Below are 18,189 nucleotides of genomic sequence, written 5' to 3'. Positions count from 1 at the left end.
ACCCGCTTCTGGTTTACCGGACTCTGGCTAGCTTCGTGCCGAATGAGTGTTGCGAGTCCGGCGAGTTTGGGACATCCGCTTAAACGGAGCTACCAGTTGAGCCCCATATGCCGTTGGGTAGTCACGCTCTTGTAGCCCTACCTGGGCATCGCCGAGCTTGTCTGTTCCAGCGTAGAAGGTCCTAAACAGGTGATCCCACAGGAGCAAGAACTCGCCGAAGTTAACCTGAGCATCTTCAAACTCACGCTTGTGGTGCCAGCGGTGTGTCTCAGCAACGCCAATCACATTGCTCATCCAGCCTAGCGAGTAGTCCAGATTGGAATGCTGAAATGCAAGATGTACTGTCAGGATGCCAAACCAGGTTGCGACGAGAGATGAAGGTGTTCCCATCGCGAAGAGCACCAAGAGTCCAGGGCCCGCCATGATCGCCGCGTGTAGTGGATGTCGACGCTCGCCATTCATCCAGTAAAGTCGCTCTGCACTGTGATGGGGTTCATGCAGGTGCCATAGCCAAGGCATGTAGTGGCTGAGTCGGTGCATGCCGTAGAGACTGAGATCCAAAACCATGGCTACGATGAGTAGCTTGCACCACAGCGGCAGATCCGTTGGGAAGGTACGCGCAGCGTCAGGCACCCAATCGCCCAGCCGAGCCAGAACCGCAGCGGTGAACTGGATGACGGACAGATTCACGATCAGGTGGAGCAGATCGGTCAGTGTATCGTGGTGGTCGGCAAGCCAGCTCTGACGGAACGGTTGTAGACGCTCCAGCATGGCGACCAGAATAATTCCGACTACGGCAATCAGGGCTGTGCTGGGCCAATATGGCAAGCCCTCGTATAGCTGCCAGATCATCCAGCCAGCCGTACCGCCAAATATGACGGGATAGCTGAACCAGCGGATCATGAATCTTAAGCAATTGTTCATCATGCGGCCCCCTCTTCTTGATGACCCTACGTTAAGCGGCCCCCAGGGTTCTGGCTTGAACAAAAAAGCTGATCTCAGCTGCTGAGACTGACCTGGCTCAGAGCTGAAGAAGGATCGAGGCCAAAGAGGCTGCGAAAGGTGCGAGAAAAGTGCGCGGAATCCGAGAATCCTGCTGCATGGGCGGCCCCTGTCAGACTTTGGCCAGCAGTAATGAGTTGTAACGCAGCGACCAGGCGAAGCCACTTACGGTAGCTGCGCAATGGCAAGCCAGTCTGTTCAACAAACCAATGAGAAAAGCGAGTCGTCGACAGGTGCATCAGATCTGCCAGTTCTTGTCTGCCATTGGTGGGCTCGTTCAAGGCTTCCAGGACAAGTTGCAGCCGTGGATCGATGATTGGTAGATCGGTGAGATTAAGAAATTGGCGAACCGCTCCCCGCATTTTCTGTGCGGTGATACAGGGAGTTGCCAATAGTGTCTGCAGAGACAAAATGCTTTGCACATCGATAGGCAAGATGCTCGTAGAGGCAGTGAATGCCCGTGCCTCCTCAGAAAGTGCATCAAGGTAAATCGAAATAACCTCGACTGCTTCGATTCGATGAGTGACGCCCGCTTGAATGCAAATGGCTCGGGCCGTGACGTGGCTACCAGGTGTAGTCACCGTCAAGTCGTGGTTGATACCAATGGTGATCTGGTGAGCCATGTGGCGGTGCCAATCATGATTGCCTACCTGCCCTAAAAACACCCCGAAACCTGGAGATACCCAGGCTTTGCCGTGCCAGCTGGCGCTCTGTGATGCAATCACCTGATAGTTCCTCTGTTTTCCGCACCCTACTCCGAATGACACTCTATTTGATCCAAATCAACGAAGTGCTGTTATCGTCAAAAGGAACGCTCATGCCTCGGGGCAATCTGCTATCGTCGCCCTATCGCCCCGCCTGGTGAATTGCTGTGCGTCGGATTGGATTGATCCTGCTAATGATTGCTAGCCTCGTGCTGCCGACCTTCGGCGGTGTGGCTTTCAGCATGCCGGCACAACCTTGCCCGATGCAGAGCGCCGATCATCAGAACCATGCAACGGCTGATGCTCCTTGCTGCGAACAAATGGACAAGTCCGATGGGCTGGCCAGTAAGTCCCCCTGCAAGTCCGGTCAGGAATGCAAAACCGGAGGGCTTCTCCAGACCACCGTGATCAAGAGCATATCCCCTCTCCTCTCACGCCCCGAAATATTGCTGACCCAGTCGGTGATTAAGCGAGAGCCTGCAGGACTCTGGCGCCCTCCTCGTTTCGTCTAATGCAGTGATCATCACGCGCCTTACAGTCAGGCGCATCGTCGCGGCCACGTTTCGTTGTCTCGACCTCGATCAATCGCATTGGAGGCGAAAGCATGTCCACTTTCCTTTTCCCACGCCGTGGCTATCTCGGCGTGTTGGCTGCCGCATTCTGGGCAGCTCCCTGGCTTGCCGCGCAGGCGCAGCCCCTAACCTTCGAACGAGCCCAAGCTCTGGCCGAGCAGAGTGCCCCTGAGAACCTCGCGCGCCAGGCGCAAGTGGAATCGGCACAGCAGGCTGTAGGGCCCGCAGACGCCCTGCCCGATCCCAAGCTGATTCTAGGCATCGACAACCTGCCGATCGAAGGCCCTGACCGTTACACCCTGAATCGTGACTCCATGACCATGCGCCGCATTGGACTCATGCAGGAGGTCCCCAACAGCGACAAGCGTCTGGCCCGTCGCCAACTGGCCGAAGCCTCCATGACGCGGGCCGAAGCCGAGCAACGTGCCATGCAGTTGGAGATCAAGCGCCAGACGGCATTGAGCTGGTTGGATGTCTACTACGCCGAACGCAGTGTTGGCCTCTTCGATCAACTGGAGCAGCAGATCGACATGCTCCGCTCGACGGTGCAATCGCTGATCGCCGGCGGCAGCGTTCAGCCTGGTGAGCTGTTGCAGGCCGACCAAGAAGCTCTGGCACTGCAGGATCGGCGAGATGAGCTGAATCGCGATGTGGCGATCGCTCGGGCCAAGCTGCGGCGCTGGATCGGCAACGAGGCCGATCAACCTCTGACCGGCAACGTGCCCAACCTGAGCCTTGAAGCTCCGCATTTGCACCACCGCTTGGCTCAGCATCCCGACTTGCGAGCAGCATCGGCCCGGGTTGGCGAGGCCAGCGCTGAGCTGGACGAGGCGATCGCCGAGAAGACGCCTGACTGGGGTGTTGAGCTTGCCTACAACAACCGCGACAACCAGTTCGGCGACATGGTGATGGTGCAGTTCACCTTCGACCTTCCGATGTTTGTTGGCACCCGCCAGGGGCCCAAGATCAACGCCAAGCAGCAGAGCGTGGCGCAGATGGAAGCCGAGCAGGAAGTGCTGCTGCGGGCCCATCAGGCCGAGCTGGAAAGCGGCCTGGCTGAGCTTGACCAACTTCGCAGAACCCTGACGCGCACCGAAAGCACTGTGATCCCGCTGGCTAGCAAACGCTCTGATCTCGAACTGGCCGCCTACCAGGCCGGCAACAGCCAGCTGACATCCGTCATCACCGCCAAGCGCGATCTGATCGAGGCGCAGCTGCGGCAGATCGAACAGCAGCGCAAGCTGAGCCAGCTCTCCGCAAGCCTGTATTACGCGTATGTGGAGGGACTGAAATGAAGGTTTCGGCATTTGGTTTTGCGGTCGCCATGCTGGCCGTTGGGATTGCGGCGGCAGGCGGTGGCTACTGGCTGGCCCAGAGGCAGGCCGGACATAACGTCATGCCAAGCAGCACGCAGCCGAATGAGCGCAAAGTGCTCTACTGGTACGACCCGATGCAGCCGGAGCAGCGCTTCGATAAACCGGGCAAATCACCCTTCATGGATATGGAACTTGTCCCCAAGTACGCGGGGGCTGCACAGGAGTCGTCTGCCCTGAGCGTGCCCGCTCAAGCCGTGCAAAACCTTGGGATGCGAACCTCAAAGGTGGTCCGCGGGGTACTTCCCTCCAGTATCGAAGCGGTCGGCTCTTTGGCCTACAACCAGCGCGAGGTGGCAAACCTCCAGGCCCGCGCTGGCGGATTCGTCGAGCGAATCTACGGGCGTGCTCCGGGCGATGTACTGCCCGCCGGCACGCCTCTCGTCGACCTCCTGATTCCCGAATGGTCCGCAGCCCAGCTGGAGTTCCTGGCGGTACTGCTCACCGGTGATACCCGCCTAATCGCCGCAGGCCAGGAACGACTGCGCCTGCTGGGCATGCCGCAAACGCTGATCGAACAGGTTCGACGCAGCGGCATACCACGAGCGGTGCAAACCCTCACCACACCTATCAGCGGCGAGCTCCAAGCCTTGGAGGTACGCGCTGGGATGACCGTCGAAGCCGGGCAGGATCTGGCGCGGGTCAATGGGCTGTCCACGGTCTGGCTCGATGCGGCGATACCCGAAGCAATGGCTGGAACGGTTCAAATTGGGGCCGATATCCGCGCCACCCTGACAGCCTTCCCTGGGCAACCGCTACAAGGCCGGATTATCGCCTTGTTGCCGAGTGCAGACCCGCAAACGCGTACGGTCACCGTGCGCAGCGAATTGCCCAACCCTGCTGGCAAGCTACGCCCCGGTATGTTTGCGTCCGTGAGCCTGAACAGTGGAGTCGAGCAGCCCGCGCTGCTTGTGCCAAGTGAGGCGGTAATCCGTACCGGCAAACGGGCACTGGTGATGCTGGCCGACGGCGACGGGCGCTACCACCCACAGGAAATCACCCTGGGCCGCGAAGCCGATGGACGCCTGGAGGTGTTGTCTGGCCTTGAGGAAGGACAGGCGGTCGTCACCTCTGGCCAGTTCCTGATCGATTCGGAAGCCAGCCTCCAAGGTGTCATGGCCAGCAGCGCGGAACAGGACAGTACGAAGAGGCTGCATGAGTCCCATGGCGTGATTCGCGCCCTGGATGCGCAGCAGGTCACCCTGGAGCACGGGCCCTTCGAGAGCCTGAACATGCCCGGCATGACCATGGCGTTTCCGCTGGCCAGCCCAGAGGTGGCCGCCGGCCTCGAGCCCGGGGACCGGGTGCGCATCGGTGCCCGGCAGACGGACTCCGGCCTGCTGATCGAGCTGCTCAGCAAGGAAGGAGGCCAGCCATGATCGAGCGCCTGATTCACTGGTCGATCGGCAATCGCTTCCTGGTGCTGCTGGCGACCTTGTTCATCACCGCGCTGGGCCTCTGGTCGCTGCGCAGCACGCCGCTGGATGCACTGCCGGATCTGTCCGATACCCAGGTCATCATCAGAACCAGCTTTCCCGGCCAGGCGCCGCAGATCATCGAGAACCAGGTGACCTACCCGCTGGCCACCACCATGCTCTCGGTGCCGGGGGCGAAGACGGTACGCGGCTACTCGTTCTTCGGTGACTCCTTCGTCTACGTGCTGTTCGAGGACGGTACTGACCTCTACTGGGCGCGCTCGCGGGTACTGGAGTACCTCAACCAGGCCCAGGAGCGCCTGCCCGAGGGCGTAACCACTACCCTGGGGCCGGACGCCACCGGCGTGGGCTGGATCTACCAGTACGCCCTAGTCGACCGCAGCGGCAAGCATGACCTCGCCCAACTACGTGCGCTGCAGGATTGGTTTCTCAAATACGAGCTGAAGAGCCTCCCCAACGTCGCCGAGGTGGCCACCCTCGGTGGCATGGTCAAGCAGTACCAGGTCGTGCTCGACCCCCAGAAATTGGTGGCCTATGGCGTGACTCAACAAGAGATCGAGGCAGCCCTGAAGAGTGCCAACCAGGAAACCGGTGGTGCCATCCTGGAGCTGGCGGAGCGTGAGTATATGGTGCGAGCCTCAGGCTATCTGCAGAGTCTGGAAGACTTTCGCAATGTGCCGCTGCGGGCCACAGCAAGCGGGGTTCCGGTGCTGTTGGGCCAGGTGGCCACCATTCAACTTGGGCCGGAGATGCGCCGAGGCATTGCCGAGCTGGACGGCCACGGCGAAGTGGTCGGCGGCGTGGTCATTCTGCGCTCTGGCAAGAATGCCCAGGACACCATCCAGGCGGTGAAGGCCAAACTGGATGCCTTGAAAGCCAGCCTGCCCGCCGGCGTCGAGGTGGTTACCACCTATGATCGCTCCCAACTGATAAAGCGCGCCATCGACAACCTCAGCTACAAGCTGCTGGAAGAGTTCGTGGTGGTCGCCCTGGTTTGCCTGATCTTCCTCTGGCATCTGCGCTCGTCGCTGGTAGCGATCATCACCCTGCCCTTGGGCATCCTGATGGCCTTCATCGTCATGCGCTACCAGGGCATCAACGCCAACATCATGTCGCTTGGCGGCATCGCCATCGCCATTGGCGCCATGGTCGATGCCGCGGTGGTGATGATCGAGAACGCCCACAAGCACATCGAGGCCTGGAAGGCCCGTAATCCTGATAAACAGCTCCATGGCGAGGCGCACTGGCGGGTGATTGGCGAAGCCGCGGCCGAAGTCGGGCCAGCATTGTTCTTCAGCTTGCTGATCATCACCCTGTCCTTCCTCCCCGTCTTCACACTGGAGGCCCAGGAAGGCCGACTCTTCGGTCCGCTGGCCTTTACCAAGACCTATGCCATGGCGGCCGCTGCCGGACTATCGGTCACCCTGGTGCCGGTGCTGATGGGCTACTGGATTCGCGGGCATATCCCCAGCGAGCAGCAAAATCCTTTGAACCGCTGGCTGATCAATGCTTACCGGCCGGTGCTGGAGTTTGTTCTGGCCTGGCCCAAGGCCACGCTTGCTATGGCCTTGCTGGTCTTCCTCTCCAGCCTCTGGCCCCTCAGCAGACTGGGTGGCGAGTTCCTACCGCCCATGGACGAGGGCGATCTTTTGTATATGCCGTCGGCCCTGCCCGGCTTGCCTGCAAGCAAGGCAACACAACTGCTGCAGCAGACCAACCGGATGATCCTCACGGTGCCGGAAGTGGCGCGGGTGTTCGGCAAGGCCGGGCGGGCGGAAACCGCTACCGACCCAGCGCCGCTGGAGATGTTCGAGACCACGGTGCAATTCAAGCCGCGTGAGCAGTGGCGCCCGGGAATGACGTCGGAAAAGCTCATCGAGGAACTGGATCAGGCGGTGAAAGTTCCGGGGCTGTCCAACATCTGGGTTCCGCCGATTCGTAACCGCATCGACATGCTGGCGACGGGGATCAAGAGCCCGATTGGGGTCAAGGTTGCCGGCACCTCGCTGGCCGATATTGAGCGCCTCACCCGTGATATCGAAGCCGTGGCCAAGGATGTGCCCGGGGTAAGCTCCGCACTGGCAGAGCGCCTTACTGGCGGCCGTTACGTGGACATCCAGATCGATCGCCTGGCCGCAGCGCGCTATGGCCTGAGCATCGCCGACGTGCAGTCAATGGTGTCGGGGGCCATCGGCGGCAGCAACATCGGCGAAACGGTCGAGGGGCTGGCCCGCTTCCCGATTAGCCTGCGCTATCCCAGGGAGTGGCGGGACAGCCCGGAGGCTTTGCGGCGGTTACCGATTCTGACCGCGACGGGCCAGCAAATTACATTAGGGACTGTCGCCCAGATCAGCCTGACTGATGGTCCACCGATGCTGCGTAGCGAGAACGGGCGTCTCTCGGGCTGGGTCTATGTCGATGTCCGCGGCCGGGACCTGGCATCGACAGTGCGTGAGTTACAGCAGCGGGTCACCGAGCGCGTCCAACTGGACGCAGGCATGACCGTCTCCTACTCCGGTCAGTTCGAGTTCCTGGAACGCGCCAATGCCCGACTGACCTGGGTGGTACCGGCAACCCTGTTGATCATCTTCGTGCTGCTCAACCTGACCTTCAGCCGCTTCAGCGAGGCCTTGTTGATCATGGCCACCCTGCCCTTCGCCCTGTCGGGTGGTATCTGGCTGCTCTACTGGTTCGGCTTCAACCTGTCGGTGGCCACAGGGGTCGGCTTCATCGCCTTGGCCGGAGTCTCAGCCGAATTCGGGGTGATCATGCTGCTGTATCTGAAGAACGCCTGGCATGCACGCGTGGCTGCTGGGCGCAACGACTCTGCGGCACTGCTTGAGGCGATTCGCGAAGGCGCGGTGCTGCGTGTCAGGCCCAAGGTGATGACTGTGGCCGTGATCATCGCCGGGCTGCTGCCGATCCTGTGGGGAGGTGGCGCTGGCTCGGAGGTCATGAAGCGCATCGCCGCGCCCATGGTCGGAGGCATGATCACCGCACCACTGATGTCCATGCTGGTGTTGCCGGCCGCCTTTTGGCTGATGCGGAGACATACCAAAGCAAACGGTACCCCTTCATAGATCGTCATCCTTCACTTGGGCCAATCCGAGACAGCTATGAGGTTTCAGTGATTGGCCTGGGTTCGTTGGATTGCCCTACTTCAGGTAGGAGCGGAGTACACCAACGACTTGCTCCAAGTCCTCGTGCCGCTGTTGCGGGGAAACATCATCTGCCCCCAAGTGTTCGCGGATGTGCCCCTCTAGCACTTCAGCCATTAGCCCATTAACCGCACCCCGGATCGCGGCGATCTGCTGAAGAATCGCGGCGCATTCACTTTCCTGTTCCAGCGCCTTTTCCAAAGCCTGCGCCTGCCCCTTGATACGTCGCACACGAGTCAGGAGTTGTTTTTGCGATTTAGCCGTATGAGCCATGGGGCACCTTAAGAGATTGGTATACTGGGGTATAGTATATTAGAGCTACTTGAAGGACACCCAGAATGCAGTCTCCCGCCCCCGCCCCCGCCAATCGCTGGCAACACTCCCACGTCTTTGATGAGGGCAACCCGCTGGCCGAAAGAAACACCCGCTGGGCCGTGCTTCTGACCGCCACGATGATGGTGGCGGAGATTGTCGGCGGCTGGCTGTATAACTCGATGGCGCTCCTGGCCGATGGCTGGCATATGAGCTCACACGCTCTAGCGCTGGGCCTTTCAGTGCTGGCCTACGCGGCGGCCCGACACTTTGCCAGCGATACGCGGTTTGCCTTCGGCACGTGGAAAATTGAGGTGCTGGGCGGCTTTACCAGCGCAATCTTCCTCGTGGGGGTGGCCATGCTCATGCTCTACCAATCAGTTGAGCGTCTGATCTCACCGTCACCGATTCACTACGATCAAGCCATCGCGATCGCTGCCGTTGGCTTGCTGGTGAATCTCGCCTGTGCGTGGTTACTCAAAGATGGCCATGCCCACCACCACGAACATGGCCATCACCATGAGCATGGCGCTCATGATCACCATCACGACCTGAATCTGCGCTCTGCCTATTTGCACGTCGTGGCAGACGCTGCGACTTCGATACTCGCCATCCTTGCCCTCACCGGTGGCAAATTTTGGGGCGCTAGCTGGCTCGACCCGGTGATGGGGATCGTCGGTGCTGGACTGGTTGCGATCTGGGCTTATGGGTTACTGCGGGACACCGGGTGCATTCTGCTCGATGCGGAAATGGATGCCCCAGTGGTCGCGGAAATCAGGGAAGTTATTGAGGCAAGTCCCATCCTAGCCACTATCACTGACCTACACGTCTGGCGTGTCGGCAAGGGGAAGTACGCATGCATCCTCGCGCTTGCCGTCAAGGATAGCGCCGAGCCGGACTACTTCAGACAACAGTTGAGCATTCACGAAGAGTTAGTTCATGTAAGTATCGAGATTAATCGATGTGGCGCGAAATAACTGCATTGATTATTCACCTCTGAGCTTCGCTTGCAGCTTTCAATCTTGGTGTCGTTAGATAATAAGCCTGTTTAAATTGCCTGCAGGCAAGCTTTACTTGGTGTGACTCGGTCAGGCCAAATCGTTTATTAAATGGCAAGGGCGCTTGTAAGTCGTAGTATATTTGCAGAAATTGGGCTTCTAATTGACCGCCCTGAAGGCTGAGCTGAAAACAGCCAATAAAATAAACGAGTAAGGCCTTATGGAGGGCGATGCAGCATTAAGTGCATCGCCCTCGGGCAGCTAAGCCGCCATTCGCTCACATTCTTCTGCACAGGCGAGGCAGGCTTTCGCGCACTTCTGACAATGATCGGATTGATGTTTGCTGCATTCCTCTCCGCAGGCCCTGCACACTTCTGCGCACAATCTGCAGAAGGTTTTAGCGTATGTACTTTGACGGCTCATCAGAATGGCCGCGAGAGTGCAGAAACTTGCGCAATCTCGATCAAGCTGGATGCACTTAGCCATCATCTGCACATCGCCCTCACCTAGGCAGGCTGACGCGCAGCTCTCACAGGAAAGAGCACAGTCTATGCAGGCTTGGATACAGGAATGAAACTGGGTATGTGTCATCATCGCTCTCCATATTTCGGTACGTTCTGCCCACAGGCGGGGACGTCCTGAAAGACAGAAGCCGCGGGTGGACTTTGCTCGGCGCGGCAGGTTTCTATGAGCTGCCGAACAGCCAGCGTCGCATCTACGAAAGTTACGGGCTAGCAGAGCCCTGCCGACTTCCACGAACACGGGTGTCGCACGCTTGACGGCAGAAGTAGCCATAGATTTTTCTCCGTGGTCCAGATCAGCCGGCCCGACAACACACGACACTGAGCAGGCATGATTGAGCCTTGCAAGATTAGGCTTCAGGACACCTGGTTCATGGCTTTTTGCGCGCCTTCAGCCATTGATCGAGTGCGGCGATTTCTTTCTGTTGCGCGGTAATGATGTCCTCAGCCATACGGCGCATCTCTGCGTCTTTGCCATTTTTGAGCTCGGTTTTCGCCATATCTACGCCCATCTGATGGTGCATCCGCATATTCGCTGCGAAGTCGTAATCCGCGTCGCCGGTCATCGACATGCCATCCTGCATATGCCCTGCATTCTTGGCATCTGCAGATTCGTTAGCATTCGTCCAGGTAGGCGTTACTAACAGGGACATAGCGACAATCGCCATCGCACAGGCCGACAGCGTAAAGCGGCCAACATTAAGGTTGTCGTGTGGTTGTAACATAGTGAATCTCCGGAAAAGGTCGGGAGAGGCACCCCAGAATGATGTGCTTATTATCCCGAAGTGGATGAGCCTCAATCGCTCATGTCTAGGACTCCCTGCGCAGTTTATAAGTTCATAGTAACTTTCTGGCCATACCTGTTCGCCCACTAAGGCAAGAACCGCGGGAGCTAGAAATAGGAATTAATGACGCGCAACTGACGAAAAAGTAATTTTCAGGTCACCTTGGCGTTATTTGGCATGTGGAAGTATGTCGAAAGCGTGCCGCTTAACCGGAACGCTTGGGCACATATACAAATTCACAATTAAAACTGCCAAAAAGCATCAGGAGCGTTTTATGAACAACAAGTCTCTGTTGGGACTTTCTCTGATCGCCTTGAGCGTCAGCGTTGGGCAGGCTGCAATGGCCGCCGAGGAAAACAAAGAGGGATTTATCGAAGGAAGTAGTCTGAGCATCCTCAATCGGAATCTCTACTTCAACCGTGATTTCCGCAAAGGCCAATCAAGTAGCAGCGGAAACGGCTACTCCGAAGAATGGGCCCACGGTGTCATAGGCCGCTTCGAGTCGGGCTTCACGCAGGGCACCATTGGCTTTGGCGTCGACGCATTCGCCATGCTTGGAATCAAGCTTGACTCGGGTGACGGCCGTTCAGGAGCGGGTGGCTCGGTCGATGTCATGCCCTACAACAGTCTCGGCCAGGCCGAGGACAATTACTCCAAGCTCGGCGGCGCCGTAAAGACTCGCTTTCTCGACACTGAGATCAAAGTGGGCGATGTATTCCCTGTGACGCCTGTCGTGCAGTACGGCGATTCGCGACTGCTGCCGGAAAGTTTCCGCGGCGTCACCGTATCCAACACCAGTCTCGACGGCTTGGCTCTCCAGGGTGGGAGGCTGCACTCGATGAGCCAACCAAACTCCAGCAGCATGCGAGATGGCTTCGCAACCTTCTACGCAGGCGAAGTCGACTCTCCGTGGATCGCCTACTTCGGAGGGGATTACACGCTCAACGACAACGTTGGCTTCAGCCTTTACACCAGCCGCCTCAAAGATGCCTGGAGCCAATACTACGCGGGCAGTACTTGGAGCTACCCGCTTGCGGATGATGTCGCCCTGATTGGTGGTTTGAATTACTACAAGGCCGTCGACCAAGGGAAGCAGCTCCTCGGCAGTTTTGATAACAACATTTGGAGCGGCAAGGTCGGCCTCCAGGTCGGAGCGCACACTGTGCTGGTAGGTCTCCAGCGGAACAATGGCAATGACGACTTCGATTACCTGCGACAGTCCGACTCCATCTACCTCGATAACTCAATCCAGTACAGCGACTTCAACTCCCCAAAGGAAAAGTCGTGGCAAGTGCGCTATGACGTGGACATGGCGTCGTTTGGTATGCCGGGCCTGAGCTTCATGACTCGTTATGCGCACGGCTGGGATGCCGACTACAGCAATGCCAACGAGGTCTACATGAGACGTGATGACAATGGTGCTCCGCTCACCGATCAGAAACGCTGGGAGCGTGACATCGAGGTCAAATACGTCATGCAGACCGGTTCGTTGAAGGACATGTCATTCCGCTTTCGGCAGGCCACAACTCGAGCTACCGACTTCGAATCGGATCTAGATGAGTTCCGCCTCATCGTCGAATACCCGTTAGAAGTTCTTTAACTCAGTAGATAGAGCGGCCTACTGCCGCTCTACCTACTAAGCTGCTGTCCCCTAGAGTGCTCCTTTGGTTTTGGAGACAGCCCTCGGCGCCCAATCGGGCGCTTTTTTATAGGCGCAGATGCCCTAGACGTCACTCATTGGAATGTCGACCAGGCGTCTGGCTGTGCAGCAAGTTACTGGGCGGGGTATTCGGCGACGATCTGCTCAGCCCCGGTTTTAGTCAGACCGATGACTTGGTAGGCATGCTGCACGCCTCCCACTTCCATTCCTGGAGAACCGGCCGGCATTCCGGGTACAGCGATGCCGACCAAGTCGTTGCGCTTGGTGAGCTCGACCACCTGCGCTGCTGGCACATGACCTTCGACGAATTTTCCGTCAATCACCGCGGTATGACATGACGCCAGTCGCGGAGCGACGCCCAGTTTCTGCTTGACCGAAGTCATGTCGCCTTCGACGTGATCAATGACCTTGAAACCGCTCGCTTCAAGGTGCGAGATCCACTTCTTGCAGCAACCGCAATTGGCATCCCGATGCACATCGATGGTCATAGACTCGGCGGCCTGCACGGAAGCGATGGTGAACAAAGCCGCCAGGGTAGCCAGGCGCGCGCCTTTGCTTTTAACTTTCATGGACGTGCTCTTTGCCATCGCTGTGGGTATGGGTCTTAGGGGCAGCTTTCGGGGGTTGCTCAGAGTGGTGAGCACCGGAGCTACCCTCATCGCCAGAGGAAGCTTCCCCTGCATGATGATCAGAGCTTGGGGCAGCCCCGCCATGGTGATCTGCAGGTGCCGAATCATGATGTCCGGGCGCTGCCTCAGACGCCCCAGAGCCATGATGGTCTTCACCAGCGGCGGCATCGCCATGGTGGTCAGGCTTGTTACCGCCATGCTGCCCTTCATGGTTGTGCATCTGGCTTTCCCCGCCACCGTGCTCGTGGCCGCCACTGGATGCCACCAAGGTCTGGTATCGCTCGGCGTCCATCTTCGGTAGCTGGTTCAGGAAGGCAACCATGCCCCAGATGTACTCATCAGCCATGCTCTTGCCCCAAGCCGGCATGCCGGTGGCCTTGATGCCATGCTTGATGACCCAGAAGGCAGCTGCCGGGTTTCCATCTACACCGATTTCGGCGAGATTTGGTGGCGCAGGATAAAGTGCCTGGCTGAGCTCAGTCTTGGCCACGCCGGGCGCGAGGTGGCAACCAATACACATAGCGTTGTAGTTGCCCGCTCCCGTGCGGATAAGCGCCTCATCGTCCAGCTTGGGTACTTCGATGTCCTTGGCGCGCACTTCGATGGAGCGGTCACGCGCCATAGTTAGGAAGGCATGCACGGCCGGGAAATGGGGATCGTCGGCGCCGATATTGACCAAGCCGGCATAGGCTCCGGCCAGTACCGCAGCGCTACCAACAGCACCCGCTGCCACCAGGGTTGTAATTGTTTTTTTCATGTCAGGCTCTCAAAACCACATACGAATGCCGGCGACAAAACGCGCCTCATCAACATCCTCGCCTTCGTCACGCACGAGGTCCGCGGTGTTGCCATAGGAACGACTCCAAGACACACCGATATAGGGCGCAAACTGGCGAACGATCTCGTAACGCAGACGCAAGCCGAGCTCGGTATTGGCTAGCCCCGAGCCGACGCCCCGCTCTGGGTCGTTCTTGCCGTAAAAATTCACTTCTGCGGTTGGTTGGAGAATCAGCCGATTGGTCAGCAGAATGTCGTAGTCGCCTTCCAGGCGTGCCGCAGTCTGGCCGTTCTCACCTACAAAGGCGGTGGCTTCGGCCTCGAAGGCATAGAGCGCCATGCCCTGCACGCCAAAGGCCGCCCAGGTTTGTGGCGACTCTGGCTTGAAGTCCTGGCGGACGCCGGCGACGACATCCCACCAGGGGCCGATTGAGCGCCCATACAACAGCTGCAGCTCGGCATCCTCGGTCACGCCGTTGGCGCGCTCTCCCTCGGAACGGAACCAGACCCGATTGATGTCGCCACCTACCCAGCCAGAGGCATCCCAGGCCAAGGTGCTGCCTTCATCGGCATCTTGATATTCGAGCTGATCGAGCAGAAAGAAGCTGTTGATGGCGCTGTCATGCACCTTGTGCCCCGGCAGCGGCGGAAATGCTGCCTGACGGTCGGCGTCTGTCAGGACCGGGATAGGCGTACGGCTGGTCGTTCTCGGTGCTTCAGCGGAGCCATGGTTCATCTGGGAGTGATCCATGGTGCTGTGATCCATCCCCTCCATCTGCCCTTGCATGGCCCCGTGGCCCATCTTGCTGTGGTCCATAGCTGGAGCTTTTTCCTGGCTCTTGCCATGCCCCATCTGGGAGTGATCCATGGTGCCCATCGCACCATGATTCATCTTGCTGTGATCGATTGCAGGAGCCTTCGCTGGCGATGCTTGCTCCTTGGGCATCTGATCATGATCCATGCCCTCCATTGGCCGCTGCCCAGCGCCATGACCCATCTGGCTGTGGTCCATCGGCATGGAGCCGTGGCCCATAGCCGAATGATCCATTTCTTCCGCGGCGAAGGTAAAGCCTCCACTAAGTGCGCTCAGTGACACCGTCAGCGCGACGAGCGAGATTCGTGTGGGCCTAGTGATCATGGTTCGAACCCGCCTCGGCTTCGCCGCCATGCCCATCCGTCATTTTCTCGTGGTCCATCTCTTCATGATTCATGGAACCATGATCCATCGCACCATGTTCCATCTTCTGTGTTGGAGCAGGCTTGTCTTGGGGTGTGGAGCTCGCATTGTCACTTGCTGGCTTAGGCGCTTCAGCCGCGTGCTGGGCATGCTCATCGTGACCTTCATCTGCCAGCGAGACAGGGGCATACATGGCGCCCAGCAGACTCAGCATGGCGACACCGGCAGGCAGGGCGTTTCGTTTCAGGAAATTGCTCATTGGATCTCTCCTTTACTCGTCCACTCGAACTTCACGGAACATGCCCATTTCCATGTGAAGTAGCAGGTGGCAGTGATATGCCCAACGGCCCAGGGCGTCAGCGGTTACGCGGTAGCTACGCTTAGATCCTGGCGGCATGTCGATGGTGTGCTTGCGCACCATGAAGTTACCTTTGTCATCTTCCAGATCGCTCCACATGCCATGCAGGTGGATGGGATGAGTCATCATGGTGTCGTTGACCAGAGTGATGCGCACTCGCTCGCCATACTTGAGCCGCAACGGTTCGGCATCGGAGAATTTGATGCCGTCAAACGACCAGGAGAACTTCTCCATGTGCCCGGTAAGGTGCAGTTCAATGGTGCGGCTCGGCTCACGGCCATCCGGATCGAGGAAAGTGCTGCGCAAGTCCGCATAGGTCAGAACATGGCGCCCGTTGTTGCGCAGGCCGATTCCTGGATCGTTCAACTTGGGCGTCGGCGTCATGGTCTGCATGTCGACCAGAGGGTTGTTGGTCTCCGAGGCGGGATGCGACTGCATGGCGCCCCCCATGCCCGCCATTGCCGAATGATCCATGCCGGCCATGCCGCCTTGCATTGCGCCATGATCCATTCCTGCCATCTGGCTATGGTCCATACCAGCCATGCTGCTATGGTCCATCCCGGCCATCTTGCTGTGATCCATGCCGGCCATTTCAGACATTCCGCCCTGCATAGCTCCGTGATCCATGCCGCCCATACTGCCGTGATCCATCCCCATGTCCCCCATGGAGATAAGCGGACGCGGGTCAACTTCCGGAACAGGCGCGCTCAGACCTTCACGTACCGCCAGGGTGCCCCTGGAATAGCCGGTGCGGTCCATGGATTGCGCGAAGATGGTATAGGCCTGCTCGCCTTCGGGTTCGACTATCACGTCGTAAGTCTCGGCCACGGCGATACGGAACTCATCGATGCTGACCGGTTTGACGTACTGCCCATCGGCCGCCACCACCGTCATCTTCAGGCCCGGGATGCGCACGTCGAAGTAGGTCATGGCCGATGCATTGATGAAGCGCAGACGAATCTTCTCGCCTGGCTTGAAGATGCCAGTCCAGTTGCCATCCGGCGCCTGGCCGTTCATCAGGTAGGTATAGGTATAGCCACTGACGTCGGCGAGGTCGGTGGGACTCATCTTCATTTCGGCCCACATCTTGCGATCGGCCACCGCGGCGGACCAGCCCATCTCGCTCACGTCATCGATGAAATCGCCGACGGTGCGCTTGTGACGGTTGTAGTAGTCCGACTGTTTCTTCAGCTTGGCCAAAACCCGAGCCGGGTTTTCGTCAGTCCAGTCGCTCAGCAGTACAACGTAGTCGCGGTCGTAGCTGAAGGACTCAGGCTCTTTCGCATCAATCACCAGGGCACCGTAGACCCCGACTTGCTCCTGCAACCCCGAGTGACTGTGGTACCAGTAGGTACCGTTCTGATGAACCTGGAATCTGTATTCATACATGCCATCGGGAGCGATGCCATGAAAGCTCAGGCCGGGCACGCCATCCATGTTGGCGGGCAGGATGATCCCGTGCCAATGGATGGAAGTGTCCTCCTTCAGCCGGTTGCGTACACGCAGGGTGACGGTATCACCCTCCCGCCAGCGCAGGATGGGGCCGGGGATGGACCCATTAATGGCCATGGCCATTCGCGATGAACCGGTTATGTTCACCGGCAACTCCGCGATGGAGAGATCGAAATTGGTACCGCTCAGCACATTTGGCTGGCCTGGGCTTGTCACTGCCCAGACCGGCGTACGCCACATGCCCAGTCCACCCAAGATGCCGGTAGCGGCCAGGCCTTTGACGAAGGTTCGCCTCGTGGTTTTGCTTTGCATGCCGTTGTGTCCAGTCAGTCTGATGAGCCGGGGAATATCAAAACCGGCATCGAGTTTGTCGGCGACTTCAGTTTCAGTGGAATTCCCCTGAATACTTGCTCACTGTCGCTAGTGTGCAAATCACTGCGACAGCGAGCAGTATGAAACTGCCATATCTCAAGCATCCGGGTGATTACATTTCTGTCAGGTTGAGTCAGCAGTTGGCGTGTTTGGCCTGCTTGCTCTGCTCGACCGGGGTCTCGGCTTTCTCTTGCTGAGCCACCTGGTAGGCTTCCATCGACACTTGGCGGGCCTGCTCCATACGAGCAAAAGTGCGATCAGCGCCGCCTTCGGCCATGGCCAGGCTGGAGACACTGAGAGCGGTCACTACGAAAAGCAATTTGATCGATTTCATCTTGGGTTCCTCGTTGGTTTGGGTAAGCCTCTTGAAAACAGAGGCTGAGCATTTGGCTCAATGTCACCTTAGCCAAGGCGCCCTGTCAGAAACCTGAGCCGAACATTACAGTTCTGTCAGGTAGCTATTTCTTGCTTGTCGGCCCTCCCGCCAGCTAGGTAGTGTCATCTCGGTGACTTTTCCGATGCCTTGCGAGTTTCGTGGAGAGGCATGCTCGGCAGCGATGCCTAAGCTTCCATGGCCGTGCACATGCACGGCCTGAACCGATACCACCTAGAGAGATAGCCACTATGTCGACAAAATCCAACGCCGCTACCGGCGCCGCCCTGGCCCTGGTTGCGGCCAGCCTCTTTACCACCCTGCCGGCACAAGCGGCGCCAGATGCCAAAACCGCGGAAGTGAAGTGTTTCGGCGTCAACGGTTGCAAGGGTCAAAACGACTGCATGACCGCCAAGAACGCCTGCAAAGGCCAAGGTGAGTGCAAAGGCCAAGGCTTCAAGCTGATGACTCAGGCCAAGTGCGATGAAGTCGGCGGCAAGACCGGCGAATGATGCTACCCGGGGAGTGCC

At 58.5% G+C, this 18,189-nt stretch carries 17 protein-coding genes; 6 read left to right on the top strand and 11 right to left on the bottom strand.

The genetic code is table 11. The features are described from left to right. Positions 1 to 27: 27 nt before the first annotated feature. Together A9179_RS10725 and A9179_RS10720 are read right to left on the bottom strand one after the other, a co-directional pair. The gene (locus A9179_RS10725; protein WP_262410573.1) at positions 28 to 927 is read right to left on the bottom strand and encodes a sterol desaturase family protein; all 900 of its coding nucleotides are present in this window, start codon (positions 925 to 927) and stop codon (positions 28 to 30) included. Positions 928 to 998: 71 nt separating this feature from the next. After that, positions 999 to 1,727, bottom strand: a complete 729-nt coding sequence (locus A9179_RS10720) for a helix-turn-helix domain-containing protein (protein ID WP_187805795.1) — start codon at positions 1,725 to 1,727, stop codon at positions 999 to 1,001. Positions 1,728 to 2,310: 583 nt separating this feature from the next. Between A9179_RS10720 and A9179_RS10715 the strand changes: the two genes are divergently transcribed. Genes A9179_RS10715 through A9179_RS10705 form a run of 3 tightly spaced genes read left to right on the top strand, consistent with a single transcriptional unit; the run spans position 2,311 to position 8,167 of the window. Beyond that, a complete protein-coding gene (locus tag A9179_RS10715) occupies positions 2,311 to 3,573 on the top strand; it encodes a TolC family protein (RefSeq protein WP_187805794.1) in 1,263 nt (420 codons plus the stop codon). Further along, complete coding sequence (locus tag A9179_RS10710; protein ID WP_187805793.1) at positions 3,570 to 5,030, top strand: efflux RND transporter periplasmic adaptor subunit; 1,461 nt, start codon at positions 3,570 to 3,572, stop codon at positions 5,028 to 5,030. Before A9179_RS10715 ends, A9179_RS10710 begins: the two co-directional genes overlap by 4 nt. Next, entirely contained in the window at positions 5,027 to 8,167 is a 3,141-nt protein-coding gene (locus tag A9179_RS10705) for an efflux RND transporter permease subunit (RefSeq protein WP_187805792.1), read from the top strand. Before A9179_RS10710 ends, A9179_RS10705 begins: the two co-directional genes overlap by 4 nt. 75 nt (positions 8,168 to 8,242) lie before the next feature. Here A9179_RS10705 and A9179_RS10700 read toward each other — a convergent pair whose 3' ends face one another. Further along, positions 8,243 to 8,518: a metal/formaldehyde-sensitive transcriptional repressor gene (locus A9179_RS10700; protein ID WP_187805791.1), complete on the bottom strand. Its 276-nt coding sequence runs from the start codon at positions 8,516 to 8,518 to the stop codon at positions 8,243 to 8,245. Positions 8,519 to 8,583: 65 nt separating this feature from the next. On the opposite strand from A9179_RS10700, the gene dmeF reads away from it, so the two are divergent. Then, the gene (dmeF, locus tag A9179_RS10695) at positions 8,584 to 9,534 is read left to right on the top strand and encodes a CDF family Co(II)/Ni(II) efflux transporter DmeF (protein ID WP_187805790.1); all 951 of its coding nucleotides are present in this window, start codon (positions 8,584 to 8,586) and stop codon (positions 9,532 to 9,534) included. A 282-nt stretch (positions 9,535 to 9,816) separates the two neighbouring features. On the opposite strand, the gene A9179_RS10690 is transcribed toward dmeF, so the two are convergent. After that, positions 9,817 to 10,146 (bottom strand): four-helix bundle copper-binding protein, encoded by a 330-nt coding sequence (locus tag A9179_RS10690; protein WP_187808558.1) that lies wholly within the window; start codon positions 10,144 to 10,146, stop codon positions 9,817 to 9,819. A gap of 301 nt (positions 10,147 to 10,447) precedes the next feature. Further along, positions 10,448 to 10,801: a DUF305 domain-containing protein gene (locus tag A9179_RS10685; protein ID WP_262410572.1), complete on the bottom strand. Its 354-nt coding sequence runs from the start codon at positions 10,799 to 10,801 to the stop codon at positions 10,448 to 10,450. 334 nt (positions 10,802 to 11,135) lie between these two features. Here A9179_RS10685 and A9179_RS10680 point away from each other — a divergent pair, with 334 nt between their 5' ends. Beyond that, positions 11,136 to 12,461, top strand: a complete 1,326-nt coding sequence (locus tag A9179_RS10680; protein ID WP_187805789.1) for an OprD family porin — start codon at positions 11,136 to 11,138, stop codon at positions 12,459 to 12,461. Positions 12,462 to 12,634: 173 nt separating this feature from the next. Here the strand turns inward: A9179_RS10680 and A9179_RS10675 are convergent, their stop codons facing one another. The 6 genes from A9179_RS10675 to A9179_RS10650 all read right to left on the bottom strand — a co-directional run bounded on the left by A9179_RS10675 (position 12,635) and on the right by A9179_RS10650 (position 17,620). Then, on the bottom strand, positions 12,635 to 13,090 hold the full coding sequence (locus tag A9179_RS10675) for a DUF411 domain-containing protein (RefSeq protein WP_187805788.1): 456 nt from the start codon (positions 13,088 to 13,090) through the stop codon (positions 12,635 to 12,637). Further along, a complete protein-coding gene (locus tag A9179_RS10670; protein ID WP_187805787.1) occupies positions 13,080 to 13,907 on the bottom strand; it encodes a c-type cytochrome in 828 nt (275 codons plus the stop codon). The genes A9179_RS10675 and A9179_RS10670 overlap by 11 nt, the downstream gene beginning before the upstream one ends. Before the next feature lie 9 nt (positions 13,908 to 13,916). After that, a complete protein-coding gene (locus tag A9179_RS10665; RefSeq protein ID WP_187805786.1) occupies positions 13,917 to 15,065 on the bottom strand; it encodes a copper resistance protein B in 1,149 nt (382 codons plus the stop codon). Beyond that, a complete protein-coding gene (locus A9179_RS10660) occupies positions 15,055 to 15,363 on the bottom strand; it encodes a hypothetical protein (protein ID WP_187805785.1) in 309 nt (102 codons plus the stop codon). Before A9179_RS10660 ends, A9179_RS10665 begins: the two co-directional genes overlap by 11 nt. Positions 15,364 to 15,375: 12 nt before the next feature. Next, entirely contained in the window at positions 15,376 to 17,226 is a 1,851-nt protein-coding gene (locus tag A9179_RS10655) for a copper resistance system multicopper oxidase (protein ID WP_187805784.1), read from the bottom strand. A 193-nt stretch (positions 17,227 to 17,419) separates the two neighbouring features. Continuing rightward, positions 17,420 to 17,620: a co-regulatory protein PtrA N-terminal domain-containing protein gene (locus tag A9179_RS10650; protein ID WP_137973124.1), complete on the bottom strand. Its 201-nt coding sequence runs from the start codon at positions 17,618 to 17,620 to the stop codon at positions 17,420 to 17,422. 290 nt (positions 17,621 to 17,910) lie between these two features. On the opposite strand from A9179_RS10650, the gene bufA2 reads away from it, so the two are divergent. Further along, complete coding sequence (gene bufA2, locus A9179_RS10645) at positions 17,911 to 18,171, top strand: BufA2 family periplasmic bufferin-type metallophore (RefSeq protein ID WP_187805783.1); 261 nt, start codon at positions 17,911 to 17,913, stop codon at positions 18,169 to 18,171. Positions 18,172 to 18,189: the final 18 nt, after the last annotated feature.

The sequence above is a fragment of the Pseudomonas alcaligenes genome (genome assembly GCF_014490745.1).
In the GTDB taxonomy this organism is placed as follows: domain Bacteria; phylum Pseudomonadota; class Gammaproteobacteria; order Pseudomonadales; family Pseudomonadaceae; genus Aquipseudomonas; species Aquipseudomonas alcaligenes_C.
The sequence above is the reverse complement of the archived record's forward strand: the minus strand, read 5'-3'. Positions and strand labels throughout refer to the sequence as shown.